Raw genomic sequence first — 19,192 nt, forward strand, 5'->3', positions numbered from 1 at the left:
GCGGTGTCGAGTTTCACGCGCAACCCCGGTTTCGCGCCGGGACGGGTACCGCGCAAGCAACCGAAACCGGTAGCGGCGCGGTCGCTGTCGGAGCGTGTCGCGGATCTGGCGACAGACCAACTTGGGGTTGATTCGGCCGGCGCTCGCCCGCCCGAGCGCCCGGTGGTTCTCCCCGGATCCATCGATGCCGGGTCGGTCCGTTCAGCGGGCGCGCCGGGCGTCCCGGTCGACTGGGCTACGGCGTTGGATCGTCCAGAGCGCGCCGTGCGCGACCTCGATACTCCGGGAGCCGCGAATCTCCCTGGGATGCGGCATCTTGGGCTCGGCGCCGGATCTGTCTGGTTCAACCGGCCGCCGGGCAGCGAGGACGCTTCCGCTGGCGACGGTTCCGCGCCGACGGGAATTCCTCCGCAGCACCATGGCTCCCTGCCCGGTCATGCGGGCAGTGTCGAATTCTCGCTGTTCCGTGCGACTTTACTTGCCGCGTTGCGTCGAGTGGGGACAGCGGCATCCAAGCAGTTGATTCGAGCGCTGGCGAACACGCCCGAACCGGCGCTGCGATCCGCGCTCGCGAACCTGACTGACGATCAGCAGCGAGTCGTGGGACGTTGGCTCCGTGGTGATCGGGTTCTCGACCTGCAGTTGGACCGTGCGATTCGGCACGTGACAAGACTGTTGGCGCCGTCCGAGGAGACGTCGGCGGATGACCGGCCGGGCGTCGCGCTACTCGATCGTGCGGTGGCGGTTGTGCGTCAAGCCCGCGACGAGAAACCTTGGGAATTGGTAGTGGGTCTGCGGCGATTGGCTGAACGCAGTCCGACCCAGCTGCGGTGTGTCGAGCAGGTTGCGCTGGCGGATCCACTAAGGAAACCCGCTGCGGCGGCCGCCGAGCTGGGGATACCTGTGCATGATTTCGTGCAGCATGCCAACGACGGCCTATCTTGGTTGGCCCGGTTCCTTTTCCCAGGCGCACGGGGCAAGGACATCGTGTTGGTCGACGATGCCCGGATCCATTACCGCGCACAGCTGCAAGTGGTGCTAGAGGAGCTGCGCGAACACCACGCCGAGCAGTGGCGATCTGTCACGCTGCGCCTGCGGACCCAGCCCGCGAAGCCGGCCGCAGAGCTGGCGGCCGAACTGAAAATTTCCCTGAGCAGCTTCAATACCCGGCTGTACTACGGCACCCGCTGGGTGGCCGAACGGCTCGCGAGAGAAATCGGCGCTGTCCAGGTCACCGCACCGAGGCACATCGATGGGGCGGGCGAGGCTTCGTTCGACGGGGAATCGTCGACGGATCGCCCGCGGAACGAAGCTGTGGCGGCTTATGACCGTCTCCGATCGGACCATCCGGCGGCCCGGCATGACGTGCAATGTCTGCCGGATGCGGGTCGGGATGCGTGGGCGGCGGTGGGGGTTGCGCCGCCCGCGGATTTGGTCGAGTTCGAGGCCGACCGGCTGGACGGTGTGTTGGTCAAGGACGCCGCCGGCGTGCTGGGTGCGGGGTGGAATACGGATATCACCGTGCTGATGGGGGCCCGGGCTCGGGCAGCGGCCGGAGATGCGGTCGTCGCGGTGTTCGTGCACGAGCCGGAGCCCGGGCAGGTGGCGGAGTGGGCGCATGCGGTGGTGGTGCGGCAGAACAGTGTTGGCGATGTGGTGGTGTTCGACCCGGTGAAGGGTGTGGAAACCCCATTCGAGGATTACCGCACGCCTGCGCATGTGGCGATGTTGGCGATGGTGGTCACTCGGGACGGCCCGGATCCGGCGTTCGTTCCGGGGCAGCCGCTGCCGGCTGTCGTCGCGGCCTTCGCCGACGTCAGGATCGGCGCCGCTACCCCGAACGCCACGGCCGGGGATGTGGCGGAGTTGTCGACTCAACCACTACAGGGGCCTCCCGATCCACGCGATGGGGCTGAGGTGGTGCGGTGGATTCTCGGTAGTTCGTCGGTGCCGATGCGGTGGCATCGGGGGGCCGCGCAGTTGCCGGATGAGGTTCTGCTCGCTTCGGCGGCCGACCCGAATATCGATCTCGACGCGATCCGTAGGCGGTGGGAAGAACTCGAGGTCGACTATCGGCAATCAGGCTGGCGCAGCGGAGGAGGTCCGGTGCTCCGCGGCGATCCGCGCACCATCACCGCCGTGCGGCGGAAAGGGTTGCTCCCGCAGCAGCACAAGCGCGACGGAATGGTCGTCCACACCACGGTACGGGGGAAATCAGCGGGCGATAACGGCAAATCGGTGACGGTGGACCTCGCGACGTCGGATGTGGTTGTCTTGCACCGGATTCACGTCATCGACGCGCCCGGCGGGTTCGGAGTGGTGGATGAGGACGGTAGCGTCTACTCCGTGCATTGGCCGGGAGGCTTGCGCTCCGAACGTGTCATGGGCTGCTTCGAGATTCCCGCGGAAGTCTGGCAAGGAGTTCGAGGCGATTTCGCGGCCCTTGCCGACGAACTGCCGCGGTACTGGCAGCCCAACCCCGGGTATCGGTCGCACGACGGCGGTCCGGACCTTTCCGCACCGGAGACCGGGGACGAGGAGGGGTCGGCCGGGTCCGAGTTATATGGGCAGCTTGCATCGCCCTCGCAGTTGCCGATTCTGACGCGACCGGAGGAGGTGGCGCGGGCGCGTCGACATGTGCGGGAGCTGATGCGGGGATGGCAGTCCGATCAGGTCGATCACGCCGAGCTGCTGGTCTCGGAGCTGGGTTCGCGGATAGTGGACGGCGGCCGCGTGGGGGTGTTGTTCGCCGAGGTGACCGGTGAGCAGGGGGCTCGGGTGTTGCGGGTCGAGACGTTCGGCAGTGTGGGTGAGTCCGAATCGGTGATCCGGGCGGGCGAGCCGGTTCGGCGTGAGTGGGCGCTAGAGCTGTTGGACGCCCTGTCACAGCGGTCCGGTAGGGGTAATGCAGGCGGATTCGAGTCGGTCTGGTTCGAACTGGCGGAGGCCGTGCCCCCGGAAGCGACGGCGGCGGATGTCGGCAAACTCAGGTCTGCGGTGGTTCGTGCTCGGGAGCTGTTGGAGGGTTTGCTCGCGGAACTAAGTCCCCTGCGACGAGAGTGCGTGCGTCGGCGGTTCCTGGCGGATTCGCCTATGTCTTTTTCCGCTATCGCGGTCGATTTGGGTATCGACGAGAAGGAGGTCGACCGGCTGATACGGCTGGGCGTCAAATCCGACATGCTGCGGTCGGATGTGGTCGATTGCCGTGATCAGTTCGCTGTGTTGGGCCCGGAATTGGCGAAACTCGGCCGGGGTGAGTGGTATCGGCGGGTCATGGTGAATCTGCGTCGGTTGGCGCGTGTAGCCGCGATCGCCAGGTTCGCCAGACACTATGACGCGGTTACCTCGCCAGATGATGGGGAACTTGCAGGTGGGATCACTGGTCGCGTCGATAGACACGGCATTTTGTACGTTACCGCCCGGGTGGCGGAAGGCACTCCCTCAGGTGCAGTGATGTTCGGGCATCTGATGGATGCCGTTGGTGATCATGTGCGAGTTATCCACGCACGGTGGGTGAATCGTCCGGAGTTCACCTCCAATCTCGACACGTTCAATGACGGGATCAAACGACGGCTCTCGCCGATCGACGCAGCATTACTCACGTTTACCGGGAAGATGGCCGTCCGAGCGGGGTACACCGAGCCAGAAATCCGGACCCTGACCGGCACCCCCGGTGAATATGTCTGCGTAGAAGTGCGGTTCAGCCGGCCGTCGTCGGAGACTCCTGCCGATACCGTCACTCCCGGTGCCGAGCTCCGTGAAGATTGGGATTTGGATCCGACTTTCATCGAGGTCTGGGAGCGGTATTCCGGTGCGGTGCGTGTGGCGGTGGGATGGTCATATTCCGATAGGGCATTGGTGACGGCCCTGGTCGACGAGGTCGAGGAGTTGGCCCGCCATCGGATGCCGTTGCGTGAGCGGGGTGCTGACCCGTCCGGGTGGCTGACCTGTTTGGCCACGGTGGTGGCGAAAGATCCGTTGGGTTGGGCGAGTCGGGTGCGTCGTGCGCTGGTGGCGGAACTGCCGGCCGCCGACCGCGTGGTGGTCGAGCCGATCCTGGCGGACGCGAGTGCGACGGTGCTGGCGCATGCGGTGGACTGCTTGCTCCCAGGTCGCCGCGAGGTGATAGATCTGTTGTATAGGCAGCCGGACTCGTTGTGGGAGATCGGATTCGAGCCCGACCTGATCCGCGGCGTGGTGGCTGACGTGGTGGCTGCGATTGTCGATGTCAAACCGATCGCGCCGTTGCACGCCGGTCTCGGTGACGAGAAAGCCCCGGCTGATTACACCGTGGAACAACTCGAGGTACTCGAGCGAGTGCGCACCGGTGCGATGCTCTCCGATTCTGAGCGTCTCGTGCTGGCGTCCGCTGTGGACAACCTGCGGCAACGCCTGGATGGGAATGCGGAGCTGCTGCGACGAGCCGAGAGCTATCTGCTCGGCCCCGCCGAGCGGCTGTTGGCAGGCGAATCGGCGACGGCGACCGTGTTGGTTCCGGAGGAGTGGCTGCCGGCCTGGTTCCGAGAGTCGGGGTCGACCGGCGTGATCGCGGACGGCCCTGCGGTGGAGGTGGTGTCCGCGCTGCGGTCGGCGGTGCGGAGTCTCGCCGCGGACGAGTCGGTAGCGGCGGACTATCTGCGGCTGCGGATTGCGGGCCTGTCCGCACTGGAGGCCGTCGAGGTCATGGGACTGCCGTCGTGGCCGGCATCGGGACCGAACCGGGGTGGGCCCGGATGGGACTTGCACCGGGGCGCGATGGCGAAGGTCGCTCCGGTGTTGGTGCAGGCGGCGGCGATTTCGGACCGAGAGCTGCGAGCGGTGCCCACCCTTCTGGTCTATCGAGCGTGGCCGTTGTTGCCCCGCGTCGTCAGGCCGCTGACCGAGCACATCGTCTCCGGAAAGCGTGCGCTGCCCGATGCCGCGGAGATGGCGGAGTACTGGGAGTTGCCGGTCAGGGACGGCGTATTCCCGGCGACCGTCGCCCGTTTGGGGGAGATCTGCCTCGCAGAGTGGGCTCCGGCAGTGGCCGTGCCTGCGCAGTTCGGACCGACTACCACCACCGCCCTCCGTGCGTTGGCCGCGGAACTGGACCCCGACCGGGCGAAGCTGCTTCGGTTGTTGCTCTGGCTGCTCGACGAGCGGTCGACCGCACCGAAATCCCACTCCGATCCGGCGATCATGCGTCTGGACAATCTGGTGTTCCCCCCCGATAGCGGGCTGCAGTCCGTTCTCCTCGAGGCGCAACGCCAGGACAATCCGCTCGCGCTGGGACTCGGACCCACGCTGACAGAATCGCCGCGCTCGGCAACCCAGACAACGCCCGATGGAAGATCCCAGGTCCCGGCTACTCCCCGTTCCGTCCCGTCCGACGCCTTGCGGCCCTCGAGATACGTGCGTAGCCCGTGGGCCGACCGGGCCACGGCGGCGCTGCCGGATCCGCGTGCCGTCCGCGGGGCGGAGGTCCATTCGGCGAAGAAGGCCGCCGCCGCGCTGGCCGCCGGTGCCGCATGGGAGTCGCTGTCTCGTGGTGAGATCGACGCGCTGGTGCGGGCGCGTCCGGCCGATGTGCTCGCGACCGACGCGCCGTGGCCGGTATGGCACGCGGCATCGATGATGCTGCTGGTCCGGGACCGCGACAAGCTGCGAGACCGCCTGCGATACAACCTCGCTCTCGAAGACGAGCAAGAGCCCACGACCGGCGTGTTCGCCCGGCATCGAGCGCAGATGCGCGCGGACGTCGAGCGCCGGCGCGTCGAGATCGACGAGCTGTTGCGTGCCATGGTGCCGGCCGAGCAGGCGAGTGCGCTCACCGTGGAACTGCTCGAAAACGCCGACCGGCTGCAGGCACGATCGGACTCGGATCCGGTCTACCACCGTCTAAGGGCGGCCGGTGTGGAGCGGGTCGACGAGCTGTCCAGCGCTGTCGCCTACTACATCGGCGCTGCCTGGGTCCTCGCCACCGTCGACGCACAAAGCGCCCATCGAGCCTCGCGTCGGACAAGCAATCCCACGGACAGCACCGGCGACGGCGCAACCTCGAAGCCGCGCGAAGGCGGCGGGATGGCCGAAACCGGCCCGAAGGTGAACTTCCACCACGACGTCGATCCCGCCGAGATGCTCGATGTCGGCCGACTCGCGCAGGCAGGCCGGTCGCCTGAGGGTGGAATTCCGAAGGCACTGGAGAACCTCGTCCGCGCGGTGTTATGCACCCAGGGTGTGCGAGTGCGAGATCCGCGCGGGGACAACCGGTCCGGGAAGCCCGCGCCAATGGTCGAGGTCGTCGAGATTGGCGTCGGCGGCGCCGAGTTCCTGGTGCTGAAGGTGGAAGTCGTCGATGGTTCGGAGCCGCGACGGAAGGTCGAGTTGCACCTGTCGCGTGGTCACCAGGATCGGGTCGACCGCGTCACTCGACTGATCGAGCAGATGATGCCCGACTGGGGCCGGGACGTGGTCGTGCGGGCAGATGATCGTGCCCGGCTTGCGGCCGAGCACATGATGCGGTTCGACGATGTCACCATCACCGTCGAGGTGACCGGTCACCATGGCGCACGTCAAGCCATCGTGGCCGTCGATGGGGATTACGAGCGGATGGAGCTGCGGTTCGACGAGGCCGAAGGCAAAGACGAGGCCGACGGCGCACCCGTCGAGTGGAGCATGGAGAGCGATCGGTCGTTGTGGTTGTCTCCAGTGACCCGGGCACAGCACACCTTCATCGAAACCGGGCCCGACGGGGTGTCGCTGGTGGACATACGGCAGCGGTTGGTCGCCTCCGATCTCCAGGTGAGATACGCCCTGAAATGGTTGTCCCTGCAGCAAGCGATCGAGCACGACGGGGTAGATACCAGCGTGGACAGTGTCGTAGCGCTGCGCGGCCGGTATCCGAACCTGATGCAGGCGAACCCGATTCTGGATCGGTTGACGCGGGCGGCCGATGTGGCTCTGCATCAGGACTCGGGTGGCGACGCGAGACAGTTCCTGTGGCACGGCCTGCCGTCGTTGTCGGAGGCGGACGAGGCGGCGGTGCGCTACGTGGCGCAGTTGGTCCGGCCGGAGCGGGTAGCCGCGCTGATCGCGGCGTTGAAAGGCGTCGCGCCGATGCACCTTTTGGGTGCGCGGCTGCGCGACCTGCAACAGATCCTGGAGTTGATGACGCGGAACCAGCACGAGCGGGAGTTGTCGAAGTATGCGCCGGATCTCGCGCGGGCGTGGAAGCAACCGGCGCCGGCGCAATGGGTGTGGCAGGTACCGGGCGAGACCCGAACAGACCTGGACGAAACGCGGGACACGGCCGCCGCCGGCACCTCCGAACCGCCTGCGAGGTCTTCGGCTGCCGATGTGGAGCCGGGCCGCTCGGCACGTGGCGTCAGCTATACCGAAAACTACGGCCGCATGGACGTCGTCGGCGCGTCCCATCCGGCCCTCGCCGATCCGACGAAGACGGAGCCGGGGACCGCACCGACCCCGTCGGCACCGGCGCTGGAACACGGTCGTATCGAGGGCCAGCACGTGGCGGAAGGGGACGCGGTCGTCCCACCCGCCGAATCGGGGGACGAAACAACCACGGACACAGCTGCATCCGGTCAGGGTCGCAACCAATACGGGCCGCTGGAGCTGCTGCGGCGGCTGCGGAGACTCAACCCGAACATCACCGTGCCGGAGAACACTGGCACACAGCGCATTCTGGTGTCGGAGTTCGCGCAACACACGGGCGCCCGCCAAGTGCTGGTCAGGCAGTTCGCGGTCGGCACCGACCGCCCGCACCAGCGTGTCGTCGACGCGTTCGGCAAGCTGGTGAACAGCACGTCCAGATCTCAGCGGGAAGGTATGTCGGTCGTGGTGTTCGATGGCTTCCACAAGGCTGTCGACGGCGTCCAAGGTATTGCCTTCCGGCTGGTGTACCGGGCCGGCGCCATCCGCCTCGATGGCCTGCGCAAGGGCGTGAACGGGCGCTTCCGAGACACCATGACTGTCGACGAGCGGGCGAACCTCAAAGGCGTTTGGGCGCTTGCCTTCGACCGCGACGGCCACCCGATCCGTCTCAGTGGCATCGACATCGGCGGTTTGACAACGGACTTCACCATCGGGGTGGCAGTGGTGCGGGCCGGAGCGCCGGAGCCGCCCTTGCGGCGGCCGCACGGCCGGGGCGGGCCACCGTTGGGGCCGGGGCCGGTCGGTTTCGTGGACGGGCCGGGTGTTTGGTCGGATGCGCCGCTGCGGCCTCGGCGCGGAAGGTGGCGACCCGATGAACTGGCGACGTTCAATGCGGCGACCGGCGATGGGAGTTCGCCCGGCGATGCGTTCCGGGCGCGCGGTCGGGGACGGGTTCCGGTGGATGCGGAACTGCGGGAGATTCTCGACGTCGAGACGGTGGCGGCGAATGTGGCCGCTGGCTTCCCGGCCCACCGAACCCTGGTGGAGGTTTTGACTGCGGCGATTCTCGACGGTCGGCTGGAAGCGGGACGGCCGATGCCGTCAGCAGCGGGGTTGGGTGCGGCGTGCGGGATGTCGGCTGCCACGGTAGGCCAGGTATATGCGGAATTGAGACGCAGCCACCTGCTCAGGTCCCACCAAGGTTCTGGAACCGTGGTGGCGGACTACGCCGAGCTGGCGGATAGCCCTGTTGCCGAGCGGGATTCGGACCTCCAGGTGGACGTGGTCGACCTGTTGCCGATAGTGGCAGGCTGTGCCGATGTCACAGCCCTGACGCGAGCTATCGAAGCCGCGATTCTCAACGGCAGGCTCGCGCCGAACCGGCTGCTGCCCGGTGTCAAGGACGTTGCCGAGTCGATCGGGGTATCGCGGTCCACGGCGGCGCGGGCCTATTCCCGCCTGCGTCGCGACGGGTTACTGAAGAGCCTCGACGGCGTCGGAACCGTTGTCGCGGCACGGCACGAGGTAGCGCACCGTCCGATCGCGGCGGTGGACTCCGAACACGACGAGACGCACTCCCTCTCGAAAGACCACCAGCAGCCGAAACCGCAAGCAGAAACCGAGAACTCGCCCGCCTCTCTCGATCAGCTGCGCGAGCGCTTCGAGGCGGAGGTGGCGGAGCGGATGGCGGCGCGGTATCCGAAGGCCGCCGGGCAACTGGTTGCTGAGGTGTTTCGTCGCGCGCAGACCCGTATCGGCGAGCTCGACGAGTTCGAGGAGATCGAGGAGATCCGCCTGTGGGTCATGTCGATCACCAATGGTGTGTTGGCGCATCATGACAAGTTCGTGCGGCATATGCGGTTCCGCGCCGCGGTCGAGGCCGCGGCGCAGGGGGCCGAGCGGGACGCGTTGGCCCGGGCGAGCCATCGGGACTTCCGGAATGCTGTGGCTGCGCTGTCCCGTGGTCGGCGTCTGGTGCTGATGCGACGGTTCATTGACGGCATGTCTACCGAGGCAATTGCCGAAACGATGGGTCTCGGCGCGAAAGCGGTCAGGGAAATGGTGCCGGAGATCCTGCGCGAGTTGGCAGTCAAGCTCGGCGCGGAACTCGGCGAGGACGAGGACGATTGGTCTTCGACGGGTGGGGAAGCACTTGCGGACCTGCTCGAGAGTGGTGGTGTGGCTCTTGCTATGTCCAAGGGTCCGCTCGCGCCCGCGATAACCGTGCTTCGGGCGGTGTCGCGCGACGCGCGTCGCGACGAGTTGTGCTTCCTTGTCGAGCAGTTGTCTCCGATGGACCGGGATACTTTCGTTCGGTGGTGGAGCGGCGAGACGGCGCGCGATATCGCGCGACCTCGGACAGACAAGCCAAGCAGACAATCGGTCCGCCAGCGTCTGCTCCGTGTTGTTCCCCAGTTGGCAGTCGGGTTCGGCGATGATCAGGCCGATGACGACGCGGGTGCTTTCCCGAAGGGGGATGCGCTGGCGCAACTGCTTGCGACTGGTGGTGTGAGCCTTGCGATGTCCAAACGGAAGCTCGCACCCGCGATAGCCGTGCTTCGGGCGGCGGCGCGCGACGAGCGTCTCGACAAGTTGCGTCTTCTTGTCCAGCGATTGCCTCCGTCGAGCCGGGACATCTTCATCCGCTGGTGGCTCGGCGAAGCGGTGTTGGCTATCGCCGAGACGGTCAATCTCACCCAGAACGGTGTCGAGTGGCATCTGCGCCGCCTTGTTCTCCAGTTGGCAGTCAAGCTCGGTATGGAACTCGACAAGGGTCAAGCCGATGACAATGCGGATGCGTTTCCGGTTGGGCCGGCGCTGGCGCAATTGCTTGCGAGTGGTGGTGTGGAGCTTGCGCTGTCCAAGGGTGCGCTCGCGCCCGCCATAGCGGCACTTCGGGTGGCGCGTGACGAAGACCTCGACGAGTTGCGCGTCCTTGTCGAGGAGTTGTCTCCGTTGGGCCGGAACACTTTTGTCCGGTGGTGGCTCGGCGAAGCGGTGTCCGGCATCGCCGCGACGGACCATGTCACCGTACACGCTGTCCAACTGCGGCTGCACCGCCTCGTTCCTGACTTGGCCGAACGGCTTGGTGGTGGCGCCTCGGCGGACACCGCACGGCGGGCAGGCCCAGCGGTCAAGGGACGCTCCGGGCGTTCGGGAGTGGTGCCCAGCGCTCGCGTAGTCATGGACGGGACTGTGCCGCTGCCGGTTCCGGTGGTGAATGACAGCGGGCCTGATCAGCTTGCCCCGGATACAGGTGCCCTGCCGGGGCGCGTTCCCATTCCGAATGACTTCGGGTACGCCGACCCAGCCGATTCGCGGGAGGAACGGGCGCTGCTCGGTCGGTTCCGGGCGAGCATTCTCGCCGAAATGCGTTCGGCCCGTCCCGATGTGCCCGACGACGATCCGAGATGTCGGGCGCTGCGTGATGCGGACCGCGGTCGTGTGTGGTCCGCTGTCTCGGGGCTGACCGAACAGCAGCGAGAGTATCTCCGAGGATGGTTCCTGGAACGGACGTCGTTGCGAGCGCTGGCGCAGCGGTTGGGGCTGCGTCGCAGCGGACCTGAATTCCTCCGGCTGCAGCGCGAGACCGTCGCCGACCTGGTGAACGCGATTGCCGCAGACGCGGGAGCGGAACCGTGGACTGCCTTGCGGGAATTGCCCGAGGGGTCCGAGACCGCGTCGCTGGCGCCGACGCTCGGCGACGATTCGAACGGCGTATACGAGGAGTTCGAGAATATCGACGACCCTCGCGTGATCGAGGCCGTGCTGAGTGCGAGGCTGGGCTGCGACGCCGTCGGATTCGGGCTGCGGAGAATCACGAAGAGGGCGGCTCGCGAGTTCCCGCAGGCGATCGTCGACATGTGTGGGGCGCATAGCGAGATCGAAGTGCGCGGCGGGTTCGCCATCGGTGCGCAGAAGCGGGATGTCCGCGTAGTGGCGGGGTATGTGCAATCCGAGGTTACCGGGCCGGCATACACCGGATCGGTCTATACGCAGTCGGTGGGATTGAGCGAGCGACTTGCGAGGGATCCGGCCCTGGCCGAGGGAGTGGTGTACGACAAGACGGTTCGTGCCCTCGCCGAGAGCTTGAATATCGCCGGTCAATGGCGTGCCGCGCCTCTTGCGCTGGAGCGGCTGCGGCGTTTTCATGACGAGAGCGGCCAAGGGCAGCGGCTGAGCTTCGGTGACTGGCTGCGTGAAAACTTCGATGAGGATTGTTTCCAGTCGAAGGTTACGGATTCGGAGCATGCCTTCGAGCCGAGTTGGGCGCTGTCGTCGTCGTTCGCCGCGGTCGAGGTCGGTGAGTTCACGGATGGCCAGCGGGTGTTGTACCTATTGCTGGTCGAACAGGCCAGAATATGGCACCGCCGCGACGCGTACAGCCCGCGTATTCCGATCGAGGAAGCGGTGGCGTCCGCCGAGGCCAGCCGGGCGGTCGGTGCGGCGCTCTTGGCAGAATTCGGCATCCTGACCGTCGGACTGGACGCCTTCGGAATGGATCCGCGCGCGGTCCAGCAGGTGGACGCCGCACTCCGTGATGTCTATCGATTGCATCGGGAGATCGACGCGAATGTGATTCGGGTGGACGGTCGTCCGGCTGAGGTATATGCCACGACCGTGGGGACCGGATCGATCACCCTCGGCGCGCGCTGGGCGCGGAATCCCCGATATTTCGAACGGGCCAATCAGGACGATATAGACGCGAAGTTTCACCGCGGCCCGTCTGATCGCGCCTGGTATTTGACCTTCGTGCACGAATTGATGCACGCCTTCCATTTTCAAAGCTGGAACGTAGTGACCTTCTTTTTACTGCGGTTGGACCGGGAAGGGGTCATCAATGAGCTGCGGAAAGAATTCAGCACGCAACCGCCTGCGGTTCGTGTTCGCACATTCGAGAGGTGGTTGGGCGAACAGTTCACCGGGTACAGCTTTGCTCCGGACAAAGAGCTTGCTCGCTCGGAAGCATTGCAAAAAGGATTGATCGAGGCATACGCCGAGGCCGGTGCCGCCGTCATCCCGGCAATCTTGGAGGAGATGCGACGGGGATTACCGGAGGAAAACGCCGATATCGTCGCAATCCTGGAGAAATTGCCCGAGGGACGTACCACCCTCGGCGAGCGGGTGCTGTATCGCCGTCTGGTTCGACAGGTGCGGGCCACTGCCGCACGGCGACGTACCCAGGAGTGGAAGACGATTCTCGCGGAGGCGGCCGGTGCCCGGGGCGGGGAGCCGCTGGGCCCGCACGCGCGGCTCTTCACGGGCGCGGTCCCATATATAGAGGTCTTTACGGGGATCGGCGATGACGGCCGCGTCATGGACCCGCGGTTGCGGGCGGCGCTGGAGCGACAGGGCATTCCGGTTATCGAAATCCAGGTCGATGAAACGGGCACAGTGTTCTCCGAGGAATCTCTCGAGTCGTTTATCGACCGGCTCCGCAATCGGGATGGGACTGTAGCGCAACATGCGGCCGCTGCCAGTGCGCCGTGGCGGGCTGTTTTGCCGGTACTGGCCGAGCACCTGGGCGTGGCCGAGCAATTGGACGATCTTCGAGCGCTCTTCGAACTGACACGGCGCCTCGATGAGTTGGATCGACGGATTGCCGATCTCCTCCTCTCGGCGTCCGACCGCGCCGAATCGGTAGCGCAACGTGGCGATCTTCGCGACAAGTGGCGTCGGTTGGCCGGTAGTCTCGGGATCCGGTCGGGACATGTGGGCTCGGATAATTCGGACCCGCTGCCGCATCGGCTGCCGTGGCATGTTGTGTCGCTCGTCAATCGGGTGGCGGATCTTGATTCCCAGATCGCTCAGGCAAATGATGTCCTGGCGTGCCGCCGCGCATGGCCCGAGATATTCGAGGCGGTCGGCGCGGAGGCTGTGACACCATTTGTCGGCTTCAGTGAGAAGAAACTCCGAGACGACGGGCGGCCCGACAAAATCGTCGTGACTGTGCTGAGGCCGCGCGCCGATAGTGATCGCGGCCAACTATTCGAGTACGACTACTCGATCGAATCCGCGCTGTGCGACACAGAATTTGCTACGATGCTGGAGCTGGCCGAGAATGTCGAACTCCGATACATTGCAGTGATCGATGAGGCTGAATACCCGTACCCGTGGCGCGATCCGGAGTCGTTGATATCGCCGGTCGACACCGACGGGACTAAATGGAACGACGCCGGGGTAAAACTGCGACTGTTCGACGTTGCCCGACCGGAAATGCGTCGAGGGGAAGACGGCAATTTCGAGGTGCGTTGGTCGAACGACGATGCGCGTTGGCGCAAGCTTTTTCCGTACCCCGAAAAGGAACCTCCAAGGGCACAGATCGATCCCGAGCGCAATCGGGCCGAGATGGAGCGCCGCGGGCAGAGTCGGGACGATGTGGTGCGCCGTCGCCGTGAGGTGGAGGATGAATGGAAGCTGCTGGCACGACGACTCGGGATCGCGCCCGAGGATCTGGCCCCGGACAACCTGGGCAAGCTCGGGCAGCAGGCGCTGGACCGCTTCGAGGCGCTGGAAATACTGCACGCCGTCCTCGAGCGTGCCGACCAGTGGGAGACAGAATGGGGGACCCGGTCCGGCAGGCGGCAACTATCGCTGGCGCGGGTTCCTAATGCGCGCGACATAGGTGGGCTGCCGACCGGCGATGGCAAGCGTACCCGCTTCGGAGTACTTTTCCGGTCCAGTACTCCGCAATACGCTACCGAGTCGGATGTGCGTAAATTGCTCGATCTCGGGATCGATATGGTGCTCGACCTGCGAACGCCCGAACAATCATTGGAAGGTGGCCATGGGCTACTTCCCGGGGCCGGGATCCAGTGTGCCAATCTGCCCATCACCACCGACGGTAAACTACCCCGCGGAAAACAGAACTTCACAAAACTCTACTTTCAGAGTCTGACATCGAAAGTCAGTGCGCAGTCAATTGTTCGGACGGTGCGATACCTTATTGATCCCGAGCAGCGTGCCGTCATGATCCACTGCATCCACGGACGGGACCGCACCGGAATTCTCATCGCGTTGCTGCTTGCCGCCGTCGGCGTTCGGACCGAGGCGATCGTGCACGACTACGCTCTCACGAACGCGAACCTCCACCGCCTGAAAGGACTGCCGGGCAATTGGGGGCGAGCTACCGAACCTGTCGCTCTGCGCAGACTCCTCGAATTCCTTGACCAGCAAGGCGGCGCCCCGGCCTTTTTGCGAAGCCTCGGCGTGACCGATGCCGAAATTGCTCTCCTGCGCGATGTTCTGATCGAACCGACAACCGGAAGCGCCACCGCACACCCCAAAGACCCGCAGCCGCCTCGCCCCGCACCGCCGACGAGAAATGTGGAAGCCGAGGAGTTCGGCCTTGCTTCGGCCCCAGGGTCGGGTGGGGTCGAGAACTCGGATGTGCCTGATTTCGGCCGTGAGCCGTCTCCTGGTGGCGTCGATGGCACCAGAGACATAGACGGTCGCTCCGATTCCAGGGACCTGGGGTCGGATGCGGGATTCACAACTTCCGGTCGCGATCTCGAGCTCGACGCGGCTCGAGGGGAGTCCGGCGGACTGCCCTCAGCTACGGACCGGACCACCGCCCAGGCCGCACTCACGAATGCGTGGGACGTGGCCAACGTCTTTCGTGGCCTCCACACGGTAGGCCCCGAATCCCCCGCCGATTCACCGCAGCCGCCTCTGTCGACACCGTGGACCGGACCTACCGAGAACACCAGACCCGATGCGGGGCAGGGCAATTCTCATGCGACCGGGGCAGCGGAACCTCCGGTGACGCCGTGGAACGGTCGAAAGGCGCCGAAGCCGTTCGACGCGGCCGCCTTCGCCGACGCGCTCGACCTGCCGATCACGCAGGCCCGCAATCTCGCCGACTCGCCTCCAGCACCAAATATTCGCCGAGGTGAGAAACCATTTGTCGGCTTCGCCAAGGACCCGAACCTCGGCCCGGATGCCTGGGCTGATGGTCCGGGTGAGAATGGCGAACCCGAATCGACCTCCCCCGCACCGGATGGCGACCGCACCGATCGAGCCCCGGACACCGCACATCCGGGTCCCAGCACCGGACCGCGGAACCCGGAGACGGGGTGTCCCGGGGGGCGGTCTGTTCCGCGAGAAACGCAAGGCTCAGCGGACCCACCATCAAACGGTGCTTTCCTCCGCGAGTTGGAAGATCACCCCGAGCCGGGGAAATGGATTGAAGCGCAACGCAAGAAGCTGGGATTGATTGAAAAGGACTTTGCTCGCGCGATCGATATTTCAGTTAAAAGACGGAAGATTATCTTGGGCGCCGCCCGACCCGGTTTGGAAACGTTCCGAAAGGTGTGTTCGTATCTTTCCCTTTCCGGAGACCAGCAGCGTGTGGTCCTGCAGAAGTTCTATCCGGGCGAGTTGGTTTCGTTTCATATTCATCCCGTCGAACACGGTAGGATACTGACCAGCTGGCTAACCGCGTATCTTATGCATCGGGGATGGACCCAACTCGATCTCGCTCGGGCCATGGGAATGGATCGGGGACAGTTGGGACGCTATTTCACCGGTAAATATACACCGCGTCTGGAAACGTTCCGTGCGATATGCGTCGCCATGGATGTTCCTGATGAGTTGCAGCGTCAGGCCCTTCGTCAGTTCTACAACGAATGGCCGGAAACATTCAGTCTCGATCCGGGCGATCACACTGTATTCGGTAGCTGGCTTACTGCGTGTCGTGCTTCACTGGGATGGAGCCATCAACAAGTTGTCGACGCGACAGGGCTGCATTACAATACCATAAAATTGATGGAGTGGAACAACCGTCAGAGATTCCGTATGGAAACTCTGGAGAAACTGCGCGAGGGGTTGGAGCTCGACAACGACAGGTTCACCGAGCTTGTACATCACTTCGGTCTGGATGACTCGAGTCGCGATTCTGCCGCCGCCCCGCACAAGCGGGGGTTTTCTTCTCCCACGCCGCTCATGCGATCGCCGGAACTGGAGATGCTGGCATGGTGCCGTCGTAGGGCTGATCTGCCCGCAGGTGTTCGTCAATCGGTAGCCGAATATCTGTATATGAATGATCTCTCCCAGCAGCAGGCGCGGCGATGGCTCACCCGCGCCGAATTCGACTCCGCGATCATCGATGCCGATGAGCAACCCGGAATCATCCCCGATCCGCGGGGGTTCGATAGTGAACGCGACTGGGCGACCAGCCTACGCGACTATCTCGCACTCGACCCCGAACGCATGGACGATTTGACCGATAGCCCCTACGGCAGCTGGCGGAACATCGAAGACGGCAAGGAGGACCTCACGACGAGACAATTGCGAGCACTTCTGCGCCGAATCCCCCGGGCCCACGGCCTCTACTTCTCGTGTGACGAGCAATTCCCGCGCCACGGCCTCGTCCACAACGGCCGGGCCGTGTATCCCGAAGGTTACATGCAACAATCTCTGACTTCTCCCGGAGACCCTCGCATAGGCGAATACTTGCGCAATAGACGCGTATCGGCTGGATTGAGCCAGTCAGAGCTCGCCAATAAGGCAGGCGAGAACATGACAATAGGCAGAATCTCAGCATACGAGACCGGACAAGTGCCCTTTGTTTCGATGGCGGTAGTGGAGTCCTTCCTAGGCATTCTGGTCCCCGATCGGAGCGTAACTTACGACGAGGTCGGTGAATGCTTCGACTATCTTCCACGAAAGGAACTGCTGATTCCCAGTCCGCACGCTGCCGAATCTTTAGGCGAATATGTGCCGTATTTCCGACGCGTCAACCGTCTCCGGATCTACGAAGTGAAAGATATTCTCGGCGTCGATGCGACGGCCGAACTACTCGGCCGAGGCGCGGGGCGCAGCGCATCCGTCCTCATCAACAGCAGAACCGCCGATTTCCTGATGCTCCATGTGTATGAAACCTTTTTGCACATGAACGGCCGTTGGGAATGGAACGACTACGCCGAGGCGTGGGGATACCGCTATCGAATCGATCCGACGGGGGAAAAACTCCCGGACCCCGGTCGGGCCGAATCGGCGTCAGGCTGGGTGTACTCGACACGGCTATTCTACCGACTGACCCAAAAGAAACTGGCCGAATTAACTGGCGTGCCCGTGAGAACCATGGCCAATGCCGAAACAATTCACCCCCCCTCGCTCGTCATGCTGCGGCGGTTGCGCGATGCAACCAATGAAGACGAGAAGCTGCGAAGCCGCGGACCGATCACCGACGAAATGTTGGACGCTGTTCTCCTTCATCACTATGCCCACGAGGGAGTGTCGCCCAGCGAGGGGCGCGAGGCACAACTCTTGAAGGATTATTTCAGGTCCAAACCCCGATCGGGCAAGGAAATCGCGGCCCGAACTCGCGTCGAGGATGAATTCACTTGGATTGCATTTGCCACCGCGGCAAGATACCGCTACGAGACCCTCGAATTCAGTGAACGCGTATCGGTAGCGATGGAAGCGATCATCAGGGCAATACCATTCCACAACCCTCTGGAGACATTCAAATCCCACGCCTGGGCTTCGGCCAAGATCGCGCTTTATTCCGCACACCTCGATATCAAGTACTCGAACATATCCGACAATACCCCCTATGCCACGAACCTCATAAGACTGCTCGTCGACAAGATCGCCAGGTATATCGCTCGCTATCAGCAGGACCATCAGGGCCGGTCCCCCAAGGACACCGACATCGCAGCAGCACTCGGCATCGAGCTGGCCGAGGTCACGAGAGCTCATCAACTGCTCGGCACCGCGAAACCATGGTCGCTGGACGAGCCGCTCCGCGGCAAGGGCGGCAATATGGAGCGCACTCTCCACGACACGGTCGCCGACGACTCGACGTCGGAGACCGACACAGACGAACCCGACACCGACGCGGAATCCGCGACCGACTTCTCCAACGACGAATTCGACACCGTCCCCGACGAATTCGAGCTCAAGCTACGCGCCGCGCTGGCGGATCTATCCGACGACGATTACGGGTTCGTGCGGAATCTGATCGAACTCAATCTCGTCGGCGACGTGCCGCTGGGCGATGCGATCGCCCGTCTCGATCCGGAGCGGGAACGAGACCGCGAAGCCGTCGTACGTCTCCTCACGAACAGCCTCGACAAACTCAGGACCGCATTCTCGAAATTCCGCCCCGCGTTCCAGCAGGGCACCTCGGCCGACACCGCGAGCCAACGGTCGCCGCAACTGCGGAGCTCTGATTCGCTGACCAATTTCTCCCGGCCTGATCGCAATGCGCAGGACACCTTCACGCGAACACTGACCGCGCTCCGCGACATCGGCGTTCCCCTTACCGACGCGTCCACCCACGAAACCTGGTGGCAAGACCTTGAAGACGCCACCGGCGGACAGATCCGACCGGTGTCTTTCGACCCCGCCGACGGCAACTACGCCCCCACCTACGCCGTCGCCGACAGACTCCTCGACGCCGATGATCCCTTGGACGCCGCCGCGGTCCTATTCGACGACGGCAACGGCGACTACCTCCGCCTGATCGTCATGGCCGGCATCCACCCGGACCCGAACGCCGCCCTCCCCGGCCCCCGCGTCGTGGGTGGCCGTGTCCACCCTCGCACAGTCCTCATCCCCAGAGTTGTTGTCTACGACCCGCACACTCACGGCCCCATGGAATTTGCCACCTGGATCGACCCCAACCTGGAACCGGACCCGGACCCGGACTTTTACAACAGGCACCGCAACCCCTACGGCCGCATCCGCCGAGCCTGGATCATCGGCTACACCGTCGACCTCGGCACCCGCACCCTCGATCTCCTCCACGAACCCGGCTACCTCTACCCCGCAGACATTCCCCCCAATCTCCCATTCGAGCGCTGACAAACGATAA

The 19,192-nt window shown here is 64.6% G+C and carries 1 protein-coding gene; it reads left to right on the forward strand.

What is annotated here, in order from left to right; genetic code table 11:
- Nucleotides 1-306 precede the first annotated feature (306 nt).
- Nucleotides 307-19,182: a tyrosine-protein phosphatase gene (locus AB0B25_RS24280; protein ID WP_357183599.1), complete on the forward strand. Its 18,876-nt coding sequence runs from the start codon at nt 307-309 to the stop codon at nt 19,180-19,182.
- The last annotated feature ends 10 nt before the right edge of the window (nt 19,183-19,192 follow it).

The sequence above is a fragment of the Nocardia sp. NPDC049190 genome, from assembly GCF_040648115.1.
Classification (GTDB): domain Bacteria; phylum Actinomycetota; class Actinomycetes; order Mycobacteriales; family Mycobacteriaceae; genus Nocardia.